Genomic DNA, 19,639 nt, shown 5'->3' with positions numbered 1-19,639 from the left:
GTTTAAAAAAACTCACAGGGGTGTTTTCCGTTACTTTACCATTGAGAAGCCGCTTCGCTCTCTCAGCCAAGCGCCACATCCAGAACCATCATCAGGTGGGCCGGATCACCCTGCAGGGCGCGCTCGCAGCAATGACCCCCGCCGGAATGTCATGGGGCACCACGCTTCCGGCACCGATCACCGAGCCTGCATCATCTGTATTTGTTCAGGACAGCATCCGGGATATGGCAGTAACTGCAGTCTTCGGGGTGCCGTTCCAGATGGTGCTGATGCTCCTCAGCGCTCCGGACATAATTTGTCAGCGGCAGCACTTCCAGCATGATCTTGTCCCGGTCCTCTCGGCCGTTTATAAAAGCTCTTGCTTCTTCCAGATGTCTGGGATCTGTACTGTACAGCCCTGTCCGGTACTTTTTTCCAACGTCCACGCCCTGTTTGTTCAGGCTGTAGGGGTCGATGATCTCAAATAGGTGTGCCATCAGTTCTGAAATGCTTGTGTTTTTCTCATCATAGACCACTTTTACGCATTCTGCATATCCATCGTATGGGCCATCCAGAGAACTCGTTGTTCCGTTGGCTCTGCCGGCTTCAGTCATCTGTACACCAGGCACTGTGTCAAAAAAATGCTGTACGCCCCAAAGGCATCCGCCTGCGATATAGACCGTTTCCATCTTGATTTTCCCCCTCCTGTTGATCATATATCAGCTTTGCTCCTATTCTACCACGCTTTCCCACTGTCGGAAAGATGTCGGAAAACAAAAATGGCCCCGGAGGGCTTATCGCAGCTCTCCGGGGCCGCTTTATGTGCGTTTTGCTTCTTCTGAGGTCATTTTACCGAAAGAGCTGTCCCATAAAAATCCCTTTCAGCATTTTCTCTCATCTCATTCTTCTCCGATGCCCAGATACGCATCAATGTCCATGATACCCTCCCCGCCGAGTTTCACCAGATTTTCAAAGGGCACCACGGTATTGCCCACCTGTAGGGTGCGGAACACCGGGTCGATGCGGTCTGCTTTTCCTGTCAGTGTGATATAGTTGCCCACTGCCGGAACCTCCGGGTGGGCGGTATCCTCCTTGAAGTACCGCACCGTAATGGTCATGCCCTTGGTAACCTGCATCAGCCGATCGGACAGAGCCGACATTTCTTCCTCGGTCAAAATGCGCTTGGGTACCCGCTCGGTGCGCTGCTTTTCTGCGGCAAGCTGCTCGTCATAGCCCCGCAGCGGAGAGAAGGGCGAGAAGATCTTGGCACGGTTCTGAAGGGTCATGCGGGGGTGCTTGCGAAGGGATTCTTCCGTCCGAGGGCGTTCCATCTCTATGATGTCCCCGTACTTTTGGGCGGTCTCCCGCCCAATTTTGCTATTTTTGTAGTTTTCCATCCGAACCTCCTGCGCTGTGACCGCCGATCTGCGCATTGCGCTGGCGCATGGTGGCACCCTCCTCGTAGCTGCTGGCTTTCAGCACGGCGTTTTTGCCGTACTTGTTCTTGATGCCCAGCATGGCTTGCTGGAGTTTTTTCTCCTTTTCCAGCTTCTTGGTGTCGGTGAAAAAGTCCACCTGATAGATGCCCTCGTCCGGCGTGACCTTATTGGCGTTGATGGTAATGCGCCGCACTGTCAGCGCCGGGTCGGTGATGCGCTCAAACAGCTTTGCGCTTTCGTTGATGAGGGTGCTGCCCAGATTGGTGGGGACATCAAACCGGACAGTGCCGTGTGCCGCCTTTGGGATAACTCTGCCGTAGCGGTCGGTCTGGGTCAGACCACGATAGCCGCCCTTGTCCACGTTCTCCCGGTCATAGCCTACTTCCAAGGTGATGGATTCCGTCACCAGCTTTTTTTCGGTGAGCCGGAACATCAAGATTTCCGCCATTTCCCGGACAATGAGCTTTGCCTTATCGTTGGGGTAGGGACAGGTCAGCACCTGCCCCTCGCTGATGCTGTTGGTGCTGGGCTTGTAGCTTTTGATTTGCTCTATGCCGCAGGGCTCGCAGCCCCATGCGTGGTCAATAAGGATCTCTGCATCTACGCCGAAAATCTCATACAGTCGATCTTCTCCGTGGATAGAAAAACGTGCCAAGTCCCCCATCGTATAAATGCCGTGTGCTTCCAGCTTTTTCACTGTGCCGGGACCTGTCATCCAGAAATCCGTCAAGGGGCGGTGGCTCCACAGCAGATACCGATAGGACTGCTCGTCCAGCTCCGCAATGCGGACACCATCCTTGTCCGCCGGGATGTGCTTGGCTACGATGTCCATGGCCAGCTTTGCAAGGTAGAGGTTGGTGCCGATGCCTGCCGTTGCGGTGATGCCGGTGTTGTACAGCACCTCCCGCACCATGGTCATGGCAAGCTCGTGGGCACTCATGTGGTAATAGGGCAGATAGCCCGTCACATCAATAAAAACCTCGTCGATGGAGTAGGGGTAGATGTCTGCCGGGGACACATATTTGAGGTAAGTTTTGTAGATTTGGGTGGACACGTCCAGATACCGCTGCATCCGGGGCGGTGCAACGATGTAGCTCAACCCCAGCGTCGGGTCTGCGTTCAGGGCGTTGGCATCGAAAGAGGTGCTGGCAAAGTGGTACTTGCCATCCTCTCCCCGAACTGCCTTTTTCTGCCGGATGGCAGTCTGCAGCCGCTGGGCGTTGACCTCTTTCACCCGCTGGACAGCTTCAAACAGCCGCGCTCTTCCGGGTATCTTATATGCCTTTAAGGAGGGCGACACCGCAAGGCAGATGGTCTTTTCGGTGCGGGATGCGTCTGCCACCACGAGATTGGTGGTCAGGGGGTCCAGATGGCGGTCTACGCACTCCACCGAGGCATAGAAGCTTTTCAGGTCGATTGCCAGATAGGTGCGCGGCGCTGCCATACTTCAGCCCTCCTTTGTATAAGACACAACCATTTATCTTATTATAATAAATCTTTACGCTGTTTTCAAGATGAAGCGGCTATTTTATCTGTGATTCAGACAACAAAAAAGAGTGAAAGCATTTCAATCTGAAACGCTGTCACTCTTTTTAAGGGCTGCTGCCCTGTTTAATACAAGATTCCTCAAAATGTGATGTCCCTGTTTGCCCAGATACAGCTCCACGATCATCCGTCCGTTTTCGGTGTTGCAGAAATCCTCTCTGCAATAGCCGCAGAGCTTTCCATCTGCCTGTGCCACATATATAAACTGAAAATACCGCTGAGGACATCTTCCAACCGGAAAAGTTCCTCGGCGGTATTCGTTTAGCGGGTGCATTACGGCCTGCGGAGGTTCTTATGCAAAACTTTCTGTCCGCATCAAAGGTATTTCTGGATGGTCGGCACAAGGATATTCATATTGATCGGCTTTGCGATATGATCGTTCATTCCGACATCCAATGCTGCCTGTTTATCTTCGGAAAAAGCATTTGCCGTCATGGCGATGATAGGGATGCCCGCCTTTTGGGGGTCATCCATCCTCCGTATCTTCTTTGCCGCATCGTAGCCGTTCATCACAGGCATCTGGATATCCATAAGGATCATCTGATACGTTCCGTTCGCAGCCTTTTCCAGCATATCCACACATTCCACGCCGTCTTTGGCGCGGTCTACCGTGCAGCCCTCTTCCCGCAGCAATTCGACGGCGATCTCCGCATTGAGGTCGTTGTCCTCGGTCAGCAGGATCCTTGTACCGCACAGGCACTTTTGATCCGAAGGGTTTGTTTCTCGTTTCGCCTGTGTTTCATCCCCGGACGCAATGCGGCAGGGAATGGTCACAGTAAACTTGGAACCAACACCGATCTTGCTCTCCACTTCCACGGTGCCGCTCATCAGCTCAACCAGTTTTTTCACAATGCCCATTCCGATGCCGCTGCCCTCCACCTTGCTGACGGTGGAAGTGCGTTCCCGTTCAAAGGGTTCAAAGATATGCTTCTGGAACTCCTGCGACATTCCGATGCCGTTATCGGCAACCGTGACCACCATATCGCACCAGCCCTCTTTTTTGCCGGGCTTCTGCGTGACATCGCAGTGGATCGTGCCGCCGGCTCCCGTGTATTTGACCGCGTTGCTGACAAGGTTTGTACAGACCTCGGTCAGGTGCGGAATATCCGCATAGACATACGGATACAGCAGATGTGCTGTCACCGTAAGCGTCTGCCCCTTGCTGTCTGCCTGATTCTGGAACATCGCAACGCAATTACGGAAATCCTTATCGACATCCGAAACAGAATACTCCATCTCCGTCTTGTCATTCTCGATCCGGGCAAGATCCAGAACATTATTCAGCAGCATCAGCAGGCTCTGTCCGCACACCTGAATGTTCTCCATGTATTTTTCCAGCTTTGCAGGGTCGTCCAGATGCCGGGAGGCAAGGTCTGCATAGCCGATAATGGCGTTCATGGGCGTGCGGATATCATGCGACATATTGAACAGGAAGGTGGATTTGGCGCGGTTCGCACTCTCCGCGTTTTCCACAGCGACCTGCAATTTTGCATTCAGTTCCTGCGTATCGTTTGCGGCTTTTCTTGCAGCAGCTTCGGCTTTACGCGCCTTCTGGAGCAGCTTCAAAATCGTGAGCAGAACAACTGCAACCGCAATGCTGCTGACCAGCAGAACCATAAAGAAGTTATCCTTTATAAAATCGATCAGGGTAACCTTCCGCGAGGAGCTCTTATACATCGCCAGAGAGCTGGTAAGCATATTGGCTGGCATTGCCTTGATTGTTTTGTTCAGGATGGACAGCAGGCTGCGGTTTCCGCTATTGACCGCAAAGCAGGAATTGGCAGGGTTAGTCAGCGGAACGCTGTAAAAGCCGTATTTCTTACTGTAATTTTCCTCACTGATGACCCCTGTGACAAAACAGTCTGCCTGTCCGTCCTTGACCAGTTTTATCGCATCCTCCTGTGTATCGCAGTCCACGATTTTCCACTGCGGATAATAAAACGCAATGTACCTTGTTAGGGAAATCTTGTTTTGGGGAACGGCAACGCGGTTCACTTCGTTTTCGATAAAGAGCTGTTTGTTCGTGACCGCCATCATATTGGAGGTCCACGTTGTGTTGGTGCAGGCAACGCGATATTCTTCCGCCAGATTGGGACTCTGGTCGAAATGGAAGACCATGTCGATCTCGCCTGATTTCAGCGCATCCAGTTCTGCTTCCTTGTTGTCATAGCCGACCAACTGGAATTCCAGTTCCTGATTTCCCAGACAATCTCTGGCAAACTGAATATAATCCGTGATTGTCCCGGTAATCTCCCCGGTGGCAGGGTCATAGGTGCTGACGCCGCGATCACTCGTCAGAAAGCCCATTCGGATCGCACCGTGCTTTCTGAGCCACGCCTTTTCCTCTCCCGTAAGGATGGGCTTATAATCCAGCGAGAAATACTTTTTACACAGATCCGCCGTATAAAAAGGAGCCGCTTCGTCCAACGCGCGCATCGCATTGTCCAGTTCTTCCTTGAGATCAGAACGGTCTTTGTTGAGCACATAGTAGATGCTGGATTTTCCCACGCGGGTTATGGTCGAGATGCCAAGCTCTGCCCATAAGGATTCTTCCAGCGAAACAAAGCAGTCGATCTCGTGGTTTGCCAGCTTTTGCTTCACATCCTCGTTGTTGGAGATGTTGACGTGCTGCGTTTTCAGGCCGTATTTTTCCTCCCATTCGGTCAGCATCACTTCCGGTTCCGTTCCCATCAGAACACCGACCTTTTTGCCGTTCAGCGTTTTGAAGTTGGAGGCGGAGATGTCTGCACGCGAAAGATCGACGTAGAGGTAATATTTTTCTTCCCCCATCGGCTCGTCCGAAAACAGCATTTCCTCAGCGCGATCCTCCGTATAGGAAATACCGCCCATGATGTCGATTTCGCCGTTTTTGAGCTTTTCGAAGCAGTCTGACCAGTCGCAGGTCACATATTCGAACTGCCAGCCTGTATAGCCGGATAAGGTCTGCAGTAATTCGTAGCCGTAGCCCTTTCTTGTGCCCTTCTCGTTGCAATAGTTGAAGGTGTCCTCAAACGAGCCGACGCGGATGATCTTTATTGGGGCGGTTTCTGCGACAGCCTTCACAGGGAGCACGGCTGACAGCAACAGCAGCAGACTCAGCAGCGCACAGACGCTTTTCCGTGTCAGGGAGCGCATGGTTTCGCTCATTCCAGAGTTTTTCATTTCATCCAATCTTTCTCCGCCCCAGACGGTCTCATTCCGTTTTATTTTCATTGCACAGGTTTCGAGAAGTTCATTGCAGCCTTGATCGCATCCTGTTGTCAGCAGCTTTTTGAACAGTATATATACCAACGTATCTAGCATGTATTGTAACATTATGACAGAAGCATTTCAAGAGTTTATGCTTGTGAACACTATTTGGTCAGAAGTTCTGCGAACTCTGCATCCAACTCCTTGACCTTCGGCAGTTTTTGCAGCCCGGCTTCGTCAAAGGCAGCTTTCGCCGCCTTGTGCAGGGTGATTGCCTCCCGGTGAGCTTCCAGAAAGGCCTTGCTGTAATCAGCTTGCGTGAACCACAGCGGAAAGACCCTTATAAGATACAGAAAAGATTTCTGTATTTTTCTTGACAGTTTTCCCATATTCTGTTTTAATACATCTGATAAAAGGGAGTAAAGGGCAGTGTTCCGGCTTATTCTTCGGGAGACTGCTGCATGGCAGCGTCATCACGGCAGAAATGCCCGATGTCATGTGTTCGCTTGAGACTTTTGTCACAGACAAGGTGCTGTGGCGGGAGTCTCTTTTTTCTTGTCACCGCACCGGAGCACAATAGGAGGCAAGAAAACTATGAACTTTCTGAACACATTCGCAAGTCTGTTTTCCAATTTTGGAAACCTGACTTGGCAGATGGTGGTGATGTGGGGCATTGGTGCATTGCTCATCTACCTTGCCATCGCCAAAAAGATGGAGCCGAGCCTGCTGCTGCCCATGGGCTTCGGTGCCATTCTGGTCAATCTGCCGCTGTCCGGTGCCATCACGCAGGGCGATACCGTAGGCCCCATTTCCGCCCTGTTTGAAGCAGGCATGTCCAACGAGCTGTTTCCCCTGCTGCTTTTCATCGGCATTGGTGCTATGATCGACTTTGGCCCCCTGCTGGAAAAGCCGTGGCTCATGCTCTTTGGTGCCGCAGCGCAGTTTGGTATTTTCTTCACCCTGTTTCTGGCAGGCTTCTTCTTTGATTTGAAGGATGCTGCTTCCATCGCTGTCATTGGTGCAGCGGACGGTCCCACCGCCATTTTTGTAGCCAACACCCTCAACTCCCAGTACCTTGGTGCCATCATGGTGGCAGCGTACAGTTACATGGCTCTGGTGCCCATCGTGCAGCCGCCGGTCATTAAACTGCTGACCACCCAGAAGGACCGCCGCATCCGGATGCCCTATGAAAAGGGCAATGTCAGCCAGCTGACGAAGATCCTGTTCCCCATTGTGGTAACCATCATTGCCGGTATGGTAGCTCCTGCCAGCGTAGCTCTAGTTGGTTTTCTGATGTTCGGCAACCTGCTGCGGGAGTGCGGCGTACTGAATGCCCTCAGCGAAACCGCGCAGAATGTGCTGGCAAACCTCATCACCATCGTGCTGGGCCTGACCGTGGCCGGACAGATGACCGCTGACAAGTTTGTCCGGCCCGATACCCTGCTCATCCTTGCACTGGGTCTGGTAGCCTTCGTTTTTGATACCGCAGGCGGCGTGCTGTTTGCAAAGCTGCTGAACCTGTTCCTGCCCGAAGGCAAAAAACTGAACCCGATGATCGGTGCAGCCGGCATCTCCGCTTTCCCCATGAGCGGCCGTGTGGTCAACAAGATGGGATTGGAAGAAGATAACCAGAATTTCCTGCTGATGTACTCCATCAGCGTCAACGTTTCGGGGCAGATCGCATCCGTCATTGCAGGCGGCCTGATTCTGACCCTGATGGCTTAACGGAGGTACACTTATGCTTCATCTTTCTTCGTGGATGACCACCCTGCCCATGATGCTCATCGGCATGGTCGGCATTCTTCTCGTCATTGGTGTCATTGTCCTGGCTGTGATGCTGCTCAACCGGCTGACAAGTCGGAAATAATTCATCCCATCAAGTAGAGATGTCAGAATACAAAAACCCCCGAAGAGCTTTTTACGGTTCTCCGGGGGTTGGTTTTATGCGCCGGTGTTCCTCACACCGGTGCACAAACGTTATTCGATTTCAATGAGATTGGGATTCGCAGGCAGAGCCTTCTGCTGCTGCGGTGCGGGCAGCACGATGTGCAGGACGCCATCCTCGAACTTTGCGTGGATGTCCTCCTTCTTCACGGCATCACCCACATAGAAGCTGCGGGCACAGGTACCGGAGAAGGTCTCACGGCGCAGATAACGGCCATCGTTGTCCTTCTCGTCATTGGAGTGGCTGCGGACGGCCTGAATGGTCAGGTAGCCGTCGCTCAACTCCATCTGAACGTCTTCCTTCTTGCAGCCGGGCAGGTCAACAGCCACATCATAGTTGCCATCGGCGGTCTGCTTCACATCGGTTTTCATCATGTTTGCGCCGCGCTTGCCGAAAGTTTCACGCTCTTCACGATTCATTGCACGCTCCAGCGCACCGTCGTTCCAGAACGGATCAAAGAAATCATCGAACAGATTTTCATGGAAAACAGCAGGCATAAACATAAAACAACCCTCCAATCCCGGCGTTCGGGTCGGGCATAAAATCAAGATCGTGCATCAGGAGCGGAGTCTTCCCGGGAGCCTTGCGGTTCCCTCATGCCCCTTTCTCCTGAGCACGCCACTGTTATAGCACCGTTTATTAGCAGTGTCAATAGCAGAGTGCTAAAATTCATAAAAGAATAATACTTTTATAATATTTCATGCAATTCTCGGCAAAATCGTTTGCACTGGATTCAATTTTTTCTTCTCCAATCGTAGTCTTTCGCTGTGACAGAACGGATGCAAACCGTTTCTTCAGAACCAGGCGATCCATTGCCCGCGTAAACAATGCAGTTGTCAAAAAGTCTCTCTGTCCTTGCAGCGTCTTGCGTTCTGCCGGTCCACCCGCTATAATAATGTGGAAACCGAGATGAAAAGAGAGTGATACTGTGGAAGAGGCCGAGATCAGTCATTTTCTCCACATTCTGGTCCGAATGGGCGAAGCTTTACAAAACAGTGGCGCAGAAGTATTCCGCGTTGAGGACACTTTGAACCGGATCGCAATCGCCTATGGGGCAGAAGATGTGAATGTATTCGTGATCACATCCAGCATCGTGGTCACGCTTACCATGCCCTCGCTGCCGCCGCAGACCGAGACCCGCCGCCTGCGTCACGCTGCCAGCAATGACCTGCTGACATTGGAAAAGCTCAATGCGCTCAGCCGCCGTATCTGCACAGCACCTCCTTCCATAGAAGAGTTTCAGCGCCAGCTGAATGACATTCTGGCACAGCATCCGGACCCAAGACTGCATCTTACCGGCAGTGTGTTGGCTGCTTCCAGTTTTGCCATTTTCTTTGGTGGAAATCTCTGGGACGGCCTGCTGGCCGGCGGTATTGCCGTTCTGATTTGCTGGATGGAGCGCTATCTCTCGCCTTTTTGTATGAATGGCGTAGAATTTCAGTTTATAGCATCCTTTCTCAGCGGTGTCTCCACTCTGCTGCTCTGCCGCTTTGGGATGCAGTTTCATGCCGATAAAGTTCTGATTGGCATCATCATGCTGCTGATTCCCGGCATCATGCTGACAAATTCCATCCGGGACATCCTACTTGGGGACATTATTTCCGGCTCTCTTCGGCTGGTGGAAGCCATTCTGATGGCCGCCACCCTTGCACTCGGCATAATGGCCGCCATCTGGTTGATGGGAGGGATTTCCGCATGATACAGGTTTTTTCGCAGTTGCTCAGTGCTGCCCTTGGTTCGGTCGGTTTTGGACTGATCTTCAATCTGAACCGGCGCTACTTACCCGCCGCCGGTGTAGGCGGACTTCTGGCATGGCTGGCTTATCTTCTTGCCGCCAACACCCTGCGCAGCGTCTTTCTTGCCAATCTGTTGGCCGGTTTCTGTACCGCTCTGTATGCCGAAATTCTTGCCCGATGCTGCAATGCACCCTCTACGCCTTTCTTCATCACCGCTGCCATTCCTCTCATTCCCGGAAGCACCCTCTACTACTGCATGAACGCAGTCGTCTCCAATGATTTGTCTGCTGCAGGGCATTTCGGAGAGCAGACCTTTCTGGCCGCTCTTGGAATTGCCGGCGGTATGGCAATCGCATGGTGTCTGGCCGATTTGAGCCGGAAGCTGCACGCACTTGCAATCCGTTCTTCGGGAAAGCAGTGATCTTCCACATTGAAAAATGCCCCTGTCAGCTTTGGTTTCATCCCACACAGCTGACAGGGGCAATATTGTTATAACATTTTGATAAAATCGCTTTTGACGCTCATTCTGAAGGGCTTTCCGGGGAGCCTTTCAGCTCTCCTTTTTTTGCCTTCTCCCGAGCACGCCACTGTTCTATACCGCGCCGTTTATCAGCAGCGTCCATAGCAGAGTGCCAAAGTCCGCAAAAGAATCATACTTTTTTAAATCCATGGAATCTTTTTTATACAAATCACCGTATTTTTTCGTGCAAAAGCCAAATTGTCAATCGGGAACGGATCCTATAACGCCAACTGTGATTGCATCAATAGCCGCTGATGTAGGCGGCAGGGCATCCTGTGCGCTGTGATCCATTTTTCGTTCCTCCCTCATGTGGTTTTCTTCATCCTAAAAAAATGAGATAGGCAACCCCTTTTGGGGAAGTCTATCTCATTTTTTTGTTGGGGCTTTTTTGCAACAGCCCCCCTTTTATAACAACCCTGCCTTACAGTTTGGGAGAAATGCTTAGTGCTTCAGTTCCAGCAGCGCATCGCCCTGCTTTACGGTGCCACTGGCTTTAGCCACGACAGCGGCATAGTCATCAGTATTGCAGACAATGAGCGGCGTAGTCACGGGATAGCCTTCGGCCTTAATGGCTTCCAGTTCAAAGCGGATCAACGGCTGGCCTTTCTTTACCTTGTCGCCCTCGTTGACGAGGTAGGTGAAGTGCTTGCCACCCAGCTTGACCGTATCGATGCCGATGTGCATCAGCAACTCCGCGCCGTCAACAGTGGTCATGCCCACGGCATGGTGGGTCTCAAAGGTGGAGGAGATCTCACCGTCAGCAGGTGCCACCAGTTCACCATCGGTGGGCTCAATGGCAATGCCATCCCCCAGTGCACCGCTGGCAAAGGCTTCGTCCTTCACCTCGGCCAGCGGCACTACAGTGCCGTTCAGGCAGGCAGACAGCACGGTATCCTTTGCTGCGGGGGCCGCCGGGGCGGGTGTTGCGGTCGCCGCCGGGGTCTTAGGTGCATTTTCCAGATAATCTTCCAGCTTTGCCTTGATGACGGCCACCTTGGGGCCGTATACCACCTGCACACCGTCGCCCTTGCAGATCACGCCGGAGGCACCGGAGGCCTTGAGCACATCCTGTTTGACCAGCGCAACATCCTTGACGGTGCAGCGCAGGCGGGTGGCGCAGCAGTCCACGTCGGACAGGTTGTCGGCACCGCCCAGACCTTCTACGATCAGGGCGCTGACCGGATCATCCCCTGCGGGAGCGGTGCTGCCGGAAGCGGCGCTGCGGGCGTTCACGTCCGCACGGGTGTACAGCTTGACTTCCTCGGCATCATCGCGGCCCGGGGTCTTGTAGTTGAACTTGGAGATCATGAAGCGGAAGATCAGGTAGTACAGCACAAAATACACCGCACCCACAACGACTACCCAGATCCAGTGGGTCTTGGCGTTGCCCTGCATCGCGCCGAACAGCACCAGATCGATCAGACCGCCGGAGAAGGTCATGCCCACGCCCACATTCAGAATGTGCATCAGCATGAAGGACAGGCCCGCCAGCACGCAGTGCACGGCGTACATGGGCAGTGCTACAAAGATAAAGGTGAACTCCAGCGGCTCGGTGATGCCGGTGAGGAAGGCGGTCAGGGCTGCGGAAAGCAGCAGGCCGCCTGCCGCCTTTTTCTTTTCCGGCTTGGCGCACTGGTACATCGCCAGCGCCGCGCCGGGCAGACCGAACATCATAAAGGGGAACTTACCGGCCATGAAGCGGGTAGCGCTGACCGAGAACACCGTGGTGGACTTGGAGGCCAGCTCTGCAAAGAAGATGTTCTGGGCGCCGGTCACGGTCACACCGTCGATGATGGCGGTGCCGCCCACAGCGGTCTGCCAGAACGGCATATAGAACACATGGTGCAGGCCGAAGGGGATCAGTGCGCGCTCCAGCAGGCCGTAGATAAAGGTGCCTGCGTAGCCGGAAGCCAGCACCAGTGCGCCCAGCGCAGCAATGCCATTCTGCACCACCGGCCAGATGTAGAACATGGCGATGCCGACCACCAGATACACGATGGAACTGATGATGGGCACAAAGCGGGTGCCGCCGAAGAAGGCCAGCACCTGCGGCAGCTCGATCTTATAGAACCGGTTGTGCAGGGCTGCCACGCCCAGACCGACCACGATACCGCCGAACACGCCCATCTGCAGGGTGGTGATGCCCAGCATGGTGGTGGTGGAGTTGGCAGGCATCGCTTCTACGCCGCCTGCCGCATTGATCATGGCCTGAATGGCTGTATTCATAATGATATAGGCCACCGCACCGGACAGAGCGGCTACCTCTTTTTCCTTGCGGGCCATGCCGATGGCCACGCCCATGGCGAACAGCAGGGCCAGGTTGTTGAACACGGCGCTGCCGGTCTGGCTCATCACGTCCAGAATGGTGTAGATCAGGGTACCGGGGTGGATGACGCTGTTCAGGCCATAAGCCGCCAGCATCGTCTCGTTGGTGAACGAGCTGCCGATGCCCAGCAGCAGGCCCGCCACGGGCAGCAGTGCAATGGGCAGCATAAAGCTGCGTCCGACACGCTGCAGCACGCCAAAGATCTTGTCTTTCATCTTCAATTCTCCTTTTTCCAAATTCGTATCCAACAAATATATTCACACGCAGGCGTGGCCTGCGGAGAATCAAAGGTACGGCAGGCGGGCGGCTTATTTCCCCATCCGAATCCGTTTCAGATGGATCGTAAGGAACACCAGTTCCTCGTCCGAAAGCTCCTTGTGCCATGTGTTGCGGACATATTCCGCAATGCAGCAGGCGCATTTGTAGTGTTCGCTGCAATTGCGGGCGATCAGGGCGCGGAACACTTCGTCGTGGGTATCGTTTTCCTGCTCCTGTTTTCCTTGAAATACACGTTGCGCAAAAAAGCGCAAATGCACTGTAAAGCGGCTGAAATCCAGCGCATCCCGGTCAAAATGGCAGTCGTAAAAGTATTCCACCACCTGCACGCAGCCGTCCACAAAGCGGGTGACATCGTTCACCACGCTCATGGTGGTGTTGAGCTCCGCATTGACGATGTGCAGGGCGATGAAGCCGCCCTCGTCATCCGAGAGATCTGCCCGGCAGCGCTGGCGGATGATCGCCAGACAGTCCATGCCAAGACGGTACTCCTGCGGATAGAACTCCCGGATCGGTGCCATGAGCGGGTTGGAGAAGCGGATGCCCTGCTCACTGCGCTGGATGGCAAACTGATATGGTCGGCCAGCGTGATGAGCATGCTCTCGTTCAGCGGGTAATTCACCCGGCTGCGGATCATCTCCACCAGCTCGTCGGTGAGCAGCAGATGCTCATAGGGGATCTGTTCCAGCAGCTCCACCAGCTTCTGCTGCACGGCAGGGCTGGTCATGCGGTAGCTGCGCTCCACCTTTCCGGCGTCCAGCTTGTACCCCGGCTTTGCGCCAAAGCCCAGCCCGCGCCCGGTGACGATCAGCTCGCAGCCGGTGGGGTCCACCACCCGCAGGATGTTGTTGTTGATCGGTTTTTTGACGGTATATTGCATTGTTTCTCCTCCTCAAGTTGAAAAAGGCAATAAAAAAAGACCATCCTCGACACAGCAAACATACCGAAGGCTGAAACACGCTTTCGGCTTGTGCTATGCAGAGTTGGTCTAGCCCGCCAAACGGTAACAATCCAACGACGCTGCTCACGTACAATTTTCTTTTTTGTAAGGCACGAACAAATTAAGCACTTGAATGGAAATTTATTCTATGCTTGATTACAATACCATATTCTTTGCGGAGTGTCAAGATGGGAACGGGTTTCTTTTTCACTTTATCAATTTTGCCCAAACTCAGGTGATTTTCTACAGCAAATTGACAAGTAAGAACATTCCTTTTTTGCTTTATCTGTGCAGTTGTTTTCCATCGAGATCATTGCGGAGAAAGCTGTGCTCCATCTCGTAACTCATCACCTTCACAAAAATTCTTTTCATTGTTTCTCGTTGCAACCACCTGCTTGGCACACCCTGTTTTCATTTAACTGCGTTTTCTTCTTCCTCAACGACCTGTTCCGCGCATTTCGTTGCACTGGCATACTGCGAATATGCTGTTTCGATGCGGTAGATCTTCCAGGACGCCCGGATGCCGTCATAGGCAAACTCCACACCGGTATCTACGGTGGCTCTCACAAAATGGATCGCATCCGGGTTTCTTGCCACCAGATTGGCACGCAGACGTTCGCCCGCCGTCAGGCAGGTGAAAATGCCGGTCTGCAGCGCAAAGAGCGTTGCTTCGTCCTCCTTGCTCAGACCGAGGAAAACCTTGCAACGAATGGGCAGATCCTTGCCGCCGTTGCAGGCCCGGCGTGCCTCCACCGTGTTCTGCCCATCAAAGACGTAATAGCGGCCATCCCGAAAGCTGACCTTCGGATCATACTCCTTTTCGCTGATACATAAAAAACGCCGTCCGGGTTCCCCCTGAACGGCGTTTGGAAAAGGTTTTGTATGGTCTCTCTTAATTTGCCCCCGGCACCCCTGAGAAAGGGAAACAATCAGGCGTTGGATTTGCACCACTCCATTGGCCTCTCGGCCACCCCGTCTTCTTTATGACCGGGCCGCGAATTACGAAAGTATCATTGTCTGGAAGTACCTGAAGCTGCATATTCAATTTTCAAGGTTCGTCGGTTCCGGTTTCCGTTTTCTCTCGGGCCCGGTCCGTTTCCGTGACATAATTGTATCGTACTTTCGCAGAAAAGTTTATGGACTTGTAGTCCAAGTCCCCCACCCTCTTAGTCCAAGTTCTGGGATACAACAGACAAAAAAGAGGAGTTGAGTCCATTCATCAGACTCAACTCCTAAGTAAGACGAGAAAATTCGTCTTTCTGTTAATTGTCAAAGGTGCATTTTCCGCTCGACTTCATAACGCAATCGAGATATTACACTTATAGGATAGCATAATTTAAAATTGCCACTTTCTAATAGTCCCCTGATGTCAAGATATCACAGCGCAAAAAGAGTGTCAACAAATTATTTATTGACAGATTTTCAATGAAACATCCAACTTTTTGAATTGCGCTGTTCTATCACTCACCGCTGCAAAAAACTTGCATTTTGTTCCACATCTACTATACTAAAGGATGTATCGATTATTCTTGAAAGAAAGCGGATGCTATGGAATTTCAAATGAAGTTAAATCGATTTCTCAAACAGGAGACCGTTCTTTCGGTCGCCGCCGTACTGGCCGTGCTCTCCATGTTCTTTGTGCCGCCGGATGCAGACTACCTCGGTTACATCGACCTGCGCACGCTCGCTATTCTATTTTCCCTAATGACCATCATGGCCGGACTGCGGCGGCAGGGCGTTTTTGACCGGATGGGCCGGGCGCTGTTGGCACGGACCGGCAGCGCCTTGCAGCTGGTGCTCGTTCTGGTCGGGCTGTGCTTTTTCGGGAGCATGGTCATCACCAACGATGTTTCCCTGCTGACCTTCGTCCCCTTTACCTTTGTAGTTCTGAGCGGCCTTGCGCCGGACACCCGCCGGGCGCTGACCATCCCGGTGGTGTGCATGCAGACCATCGCGGCCAACCTTGGCAGTATGCTCACGCCCATCGGCAACCCACAGAACCTCTACCTCTACGGCAAAAGCGGAATGCGCATGGCGGAGTTCCTCCTGCTCATGTTCCCCTACACGGTCGTTTCGCTGCTGCTTCTGGTGGGCTGGGCGGTCATGGTCTGCCGCAAACAGGCATCCGCCAGCATCGGTATCTTCCCGGAGCAGCAGAACATCACCGCAGACCGGAAAATCATCCTGCTGGATGCGATGCTGTTTGCGGTCTGTCTGCTGGCGGTCGTCCGGGTATTGCCCTACGGCGTTGCCTTTGCCGCTGTGCTGGTCTGTACCCTCTGCGCTGACCGCTCCACTCTCCGCAATGTGGATTACTCCCTGCTGCTGACCTTTGTGGCATTCTTCGTTTTCATCGGCAATCTGGGGCGCATCCCGGCCTTTTCGGGCTGGCTGCAAGCCATCCTCGCCGGGCGGGAAGTGCTGGTGGCAGTTCTGGCTTCGCAGGTCACCAGCAATGTTCCCGCTGCCCTGCTCCTGTCCGGGTTCACGGATGAAACCGCCGCGCTTATCATCGGCACGAATCTCGGCGGCCTTGGCACCCTGATCGCGTCCATGGCCAGCCTGATTTCCTACCGCCAGATCGCGCGGGAGCTGCCGGAGGAAAAAGGCCGCTACTTCAAGCTGTTCACCCTGTCCAACCTGATTTTTCTGGTGATCCTGCTGGCTGAATGGAGGATCATCGGGCGATAAGACCGAAACGTGGAGGTTCCGAAATGAAGCATCGTATTGTCACGGCTGCACAGATGAAGGCCATCGAACAGGCCGGAAATTCCCACGGCCTGCCCTATCTGCAGATGATGGAGAACGCCGGGCTTGCAGCCTACGCCGAACTGAAAAGGCAGTTCCCGCATCCCAGCAGGCTGCTGGTGGTCTGCGGAAAGGGCAACAACGGCGGCGATGGGTTCGTGATTGCCCGCGCCGCCGCAAAAGATGGCTGGAGCGTGACTGTTTTTCTGGCCGAGGGCGAGCCGAAAACCGCTGACGCCATCCGCAACTTTGAGCGTCTGCACTCCCTGCCAGTGCACATCTGCGCCGACGGTTCCGTACTGGAAACCCAGCGCTTTGATGCTGCTGTGGATGCCCTTTACGGCACCGGATTCCATGGCAGTCTGCGTCCTTCCGGCCTTGCCGCCTGTGCGCTGATGAATTGTCAACACGAAAACGGCGCGTTTGTTCTGGCAGTAGACCTGCCCAGCGGCATCAACACCGACACCGGCGAGGTGGCCGAAGGTGCCGTCCGTGCCGACCTGACCGTCACCTTTGACAGTTACAAGCCGCTGCACACGGCAGTATCGTCCGCACCGCTCTGCGGCAAAATCGTCTGTGACGACATCGGCATCCGAGACGAGTGGCACCCGGTGTTTTAATGGGAGGTGGTCATCCTGCACGATATCTGGAATCCGTGGCACGGCTGCGGCAAATGCCTGTGACAGCTCTGAAACAACGCACGTCCCCTCCGTGCAGGCCTGGATCTCACGTTCCGGGTATCTGCGCGGAAGGGACGTTTCGTTTTATCAGAGTTTTGTCATCCACAGGCCGGGAGCCATCGGTTCCTTTTTCAGGAAATGGCATAGAACTGCTTCATAAACGCAAAAAAGTGCGCCGTCGGTTCCGACATAAACTGTGTGGAAGAATACACGATATAGAGTTTCCGCAAGAAAGCCGACTGTTCCAGAGGAATGATCAACAGCTTTCCAAGCTGTGCATCGTTCTGAACCGTTGCACGGGAAAGGATGGAGATGCCCATCCCCAGTGTGATGCAGCGGATCAGCGAAGCGGCATCATCCATCACAGCGGTCACATTCAGATCGTCCAGCGAAAGCCCCCGGTTTTTCAGATAATAGAGCGTTTCCTGTTTTGTCCCCGAAGTATCCTCCCGCAGGAGAAATGGTTCTTTTAGCAGCATGGAAACCGGATCTTTCAATTCCAGACAGGCCTGAAAATGCGGTGTAGCCGGGGCCGCGATCACAAGTTCATCCGAAGTGACCGGCAGAAAGCGGCAGGGTGTATCCGAAATTTTCGTGCCGACCAGCCCGATATCGCAGGTTCCATCTGTTACTTTCCGAATGACATCCAGACTGTCCGAGCAGCTGGTACGGAAGCGGACATCCGGCATTTCCTGATGGTACGCCGACAGCAGTTCCGGCAGAAGATAGAGGGACGGAACGGAGGAAACACCGATGTGCAGCAGCTTCTGATTTTTATCGGAAAGTTCCAGAATCGCTTTCTGCTGGAGATTCAGGATCTCGGCTGCGTAGTTGTAAAGGGTCTGCCCTGCGGGCGTGACCGACAAACTCTTGGTCGTTCGCTTCAAAAGCTGCGTATGAAGTTCTTTTTCCAGATTGTTGATATGCGAACTGACGGTCGGCTGCGAAAGATAAAGCTTTTGAGCCGCAAGGGAAAAACTCTGGTATTTTACGGTATACACAAAGGCTTCCAGTTGGCGGATATCCATGCTGCGCTCCTTTTTGTGCTGAAAAGGCTTTTTTCTTCTATTATAATCCAGTTCATTGATTATATCAATAAGTACATACGGATTATCAATAAAATCAATTTCACCTGAAAAATCGTGTGTGTTATACTGAACTGGTAAAGTTCACCCGCTAAAAAAGGAGGCAATCATGAAATTATTCGACAAAACATGGAAGCTGGCCTTGTCCGGTGTGGTCATCGGACTTCTGGTCATGCTTCTGGCCATGTCTGGCAACCCGGCCAACATGGCAATCTGCGTGGCCTGTTTCATCCGCGACGCGGCAGGCGCGCTCAAACTGCACACCGCTGCACCCGTTCAGTATTTCCGCCCTGAGATCGTCGGCTTTGTCTGCGGCTCGTTCCTGATTTCCATGGCAACCAAAGAGTATCGCTCTACCGCCGGTTCTGCGCCGATGGTGCGTTTTCTGCTGGGTGCCGTTATGATGATCGGTGCACTGGTCTTTCTGGGCTGCCCGCTGCGCATGGTGCTACGGATGTCTGCCGGTGACCTGAATGCGTATGTGGCGCTCATCGGCTTTGCTGGCGGTGTCGCCACTGGCTCCTGCTTCTTGAAAAAAGGCTTTTCTCTGGGAAGAGCCTATGAAACCAAGTCGCTCAGCGGTGCGGTGCTGCCGGTTCTGCTGGCTGCTCTGCTGGTGATTGGTGTGGCAACGGGTGCTTATGCGGCAAGCACGGAAGGCCCCGGCAGCAAGCACGCTCCGCTGCTGCTGGCACTGATGGTCGCGTTGGTCATCGGTGCCCTCGCACAGAAAAGCCGTATGTGCTTTGCCGGAAGCATCCGCGATGTGATCCTGATGAAGAATTTCGACCTGCTCAGCATTATTGCCGCGCTGTTTGCGGTCATGACCATTTATAACATTGCCACCGGCAATTTCCATCTGAGCTTCTCCGGCCAGCCCATTGCACATTCGCAGCATCTGTGGAACATCCTTGGCATGTACGTTGTCGGTTTTGCAGCGGTATTGGCCGGTGGCTGCCCGCTGCGTCAGCTGATCCTTGCAGGGCAGGGTTCCTCCGACAGCGCGGTAACGTTCCTCGGTATGCTTCTGGGTGCCGCTTTTGCACACAATTTTAATCTGGTCGGCAGCGCCGCCAAAGCTGCCACAGCGACCGATGCCGCTGTTCCCGGCGGCCCGGCCATGCCCGGCAAAATTGCAGTCATCGTTTGCATTGTACTGTTGTTTGTGATTGCAGCAACCAACCTGCGCCGTAAAAAAGCGGCAAAGTGATCTGAAAAAGGAGAAAGCACA

Annotated in this window: 16 protein-coding genes and 3 pseudogenes; 7 read left to right on the top strand and 12 right to left on the bottom strand. The window is 53.5% G+C overall.

The window, feature by feature from the left end; all coding sequences use genetic code 11:
- Positions 1–91 precede the first annotated feature (91 nt).
- The 6 genes and pseudogenes from DWV57_RS14735 to DWV57_RS14730 form a co-directional block, all read right to left on the bottom strand.
- Positions 92–187, bottom strand: a pseudogene (locus tag DWV57_RS14735) (sugar O-acetyltransferase); the annotation flags it as partial.
- Between the two features lie 4 nt (positions 188–191).
- The gene (locus tag DWV57_RS00755; RefSeq protein WP_120019637.1) at positions 192–668 is read right to left on the bottom strand and encodes a peptide-methionine (S)-S-oxide reductase; all 477 of its coding nucleotides are present in this window, start codon (positions 666–668) and stop codon (positions 192–194) included.
- Between the two features lie 210 nt (positions 669–878).
- Positions 879–1,376, bottom strand: a complete 498-nt coding sequence (locus DWV57_RS00750; protein ID WP_120019636.1) for a hypothetical protein — start codon at positions 1,374–1,376, stop codon at positions 879–881.
- On the bottom strand, positions 1,357–2,862 hold the full coding sequence (locus DWV57_RS00745) for a DNA methylase (RefSeq protein ID WP_120019635.1): 1,506 nt from the start codon (positions 2,860–2,862) through the stop codon (positions 1,357–1,359). Before DWV57_RS00745 ends, DWV57_RS00750 begins: the two co-directional genes overlap by 20 nt.
- Positions 2,863–3,278: 416 nt before the next feature.
- Positions 3,279–6,125, bottom strand: coding sequence for a transporter substrate-binding domain-containing protein (locus tag DWV57_RS00740; RefSeq protein WP_120019634.1), 2,847 nt, complete (start codon positions 6,123–6,125; stop codon positions 3,279–3,281).
- Positions 6,126–6,319: 194 nt separating this feature from the next.
- Positions 6,320–6,484 (bottom strand): annotated as a pseudogene (locus tag DWV57_RS14730) (relaxase); the annotation flags it as partial.
- 262 nt (positions 6,485–6,746) lie between these two features.
- Between DWV57_RS14730 and DWV57_RS00730 the strand changes: the two are divergent.
- Positions 6,747–7,877: a sodium ion-translocating decarboxylase subunit beta gene (locus DWV57_RS00730; RefSeq protein WP_005939727.1), complete on the top strand. Its 1,131-nt coding sequence runs from the start codon at positions 6,747–6,749 to the stop codon at positions 7,875–7,877.
- Between the two features lie 13 nt (positions 7,878–7,890).
- Positions 7,891–8,019: an oxaloacetate decarboxylase gene (locus DWV57_RS00725; protein ID WP_097782029.1), complete on the top strand. Its 129-nt coding sequence runs from the start codon at positions 7,891–7,893 to the stop codon at positions 8,017–8,019.
- Positions 8,020–8,129: 110 nt separating this feature from the next.
- Here DWV57_RS00725 and DWV57_RS00720 read toward each other — a convergent pair whose 3' ends face one another.
- Positions 8,130–8,600, bottom strand: a complete 471-nt coding sequence (locus tag DWV57_RS00720; protein ID WP_120019633.1) for an Hsp20/alpha crystallin family protein — start codon at positions 8,598–8,600, stop codon at positions 8,130–8,132.
- A gap of 425 nt (positions 8,601–9,025) precedes the next feature.
- Between DWV57_RS00720 and DWV57_RS00715 the strand changes: the two genes are divergently transcribed.
- Both DWV57_RS00715 and DWV57_RS00710 read left to right on the top strand, forming a co-directional pair.
- Positions 9,026–9,796 (top strand): threonine/serine exporter family protein, encoded by a 771-nt coding sequence (locus DWV57_RS00715; protein ID WP_097778266.1) that lies wholly within the window; start codon positions 9,026–9,028, stop codon positions 9,794–9,796.
- The gene (locus tag DWV57_RS00710; RefSeq protein WP_097778267.1) at positions 9,793–10,254 is read left to right on the top strand and encodes a threonine/serine exporter family protein; all 462 of its coding nucleotides are present in this window, start codon (positions 9,793–9,795) and stop codon (positions 10,252–10,254) included. Before DWV57_RS00715 ends, DWV57_RS00710 begins: the two co-directional genes overlap by 4 nt.
- 540 nt (positions 10,255–10,794) lie before the next feature.
- On the opposite strand, the gene DWV57_RS00705 is transcribed toward DWV57_RS00710, so the two are convergent.
- From DWV57_RS00705 to DWV57_RS14975, 4 genes and pseudogenes are all read right to left on the bottom strand, one after another.
- Positions 10,795–12,894 (bottom strand): PTS transporter subunit IIABC, encoded by a 2,100-nt coding sequence (locus DWV57_RS00705; RefSeq protein ID WP_120019632.1) that lies wholly within the window; start codon positions 12,892–12,894, stop codon positions 10,795–10,797.
- Positions 12,895–12,987: 93 nt separating this feature from the next.
- Positions 12,988–13,476: a PRD domain-containing protein gene (locus tag DWV57_RS00700; RefSeq protein WP_120019631.1), complete on the bottom strand. Its 489-nt coding sequence runs from the start codon at positions 13,474–13,476 to the stop codon at positions 12,988–12,990.
- Positions 13,477–13,679: 203 nt separating this feature from the next.
- A pseudogene (locus DWV57_RS14725) lies at positions 13,680–13,835 on the bottom strand (CAT RNA binding domain-containing protein); the annotation flags it as partial.
- Positions 13,836–14,306: 471 nt separating this feature from the next.
- Positions 14,307–14,843, bottom strand: coding sequence for a DUF6551 family protein (locus DWV57_RS14975; RefSeq protein WP_347562365.1), 537 nt, complete (start codon positions 14,841–14,843; stop codon positions 14,307–14,309).
- 612 nt (positions 14,844–15,455) lie between these two features.
- Between DWV57_RS14975 and DWV57_RS00685 the strand changes: the two genes are divergently transcribed.
- Both DWV57_RS00685 and DWV57_RS00680 read left to right on the top strand, forming a co-directional pair.
- Positions 15,456–16,586, top strand: coding sequence for an SLC13 family permease (locus DWV57_RS00685; RefSeq protein WP_120019915.1), 1,131 nt, complete (start codon positions 15,456–15,458; stop codon positions 16,584–16,586).
- Positions 16,587–16,609: 23 nt separating this feature from the next.
- Positions 16,610–17,263 carry an NAD(P)H-hydrate epimerase gene (locus tag DWV57_RS00680; protein ID WP_120019629.1) on the top strand — a complete coding sequence of 218 codons (654 nt, stop codon included), beginning with the start codon at positions 16,610–16,612 and terminating at the stop codon, positions 17,261–17,263.
- 191 nt (positions 17,264–17,454) lie between these two features.
- Here the strand turns inward: DWV57_RS00680 and DWV57_RS00675 are convergent, their stop codons facing one another.
- Positions 17,455–18,351: a selenium metabolism-associated LysR family transcriptional regulator gene (locus tag DWV57_RS00675; RefSeq protein WP_120019628.1), complete on the bottom strand. Its 897-nt coding sequence runs from the start codon at positions 18,349–18,351 to the stop codon at positions 17,455–17,457.
- Positions 18,352–18,517: 166 nt separating this feature from the next.
- Between DWV57_RS00675 and yedE the strand changes: the two genes are divergently transcribed.
- Entirely contained in the window at positions 18,518–19,618 is a 1,101-nt protein-coding gene (gene yedE, locus DWV57_RS00670; protein WP_120019627.1) for a YedE family putative selenium transporter, read from the top strand.
- Positions 19,619–19,639 lie beyond the last annotated feature (21 nt).

The sequence above is a fragment of the Faecalibacterium sp. AF10-46 genome (assembly GCF_003604105.1).
Lineage (GTDB): Bacteria > Bacillota > Clostridia > Oscillospirales > Ruminococcaceae > Faecalibacterium > Faecalibacterium taiwanense.
The sequence above is the reverse complement of the archived record's forward strand: the minus strand, read 5'-3'. Positions and strand labels throughout refer to the sequence as shown.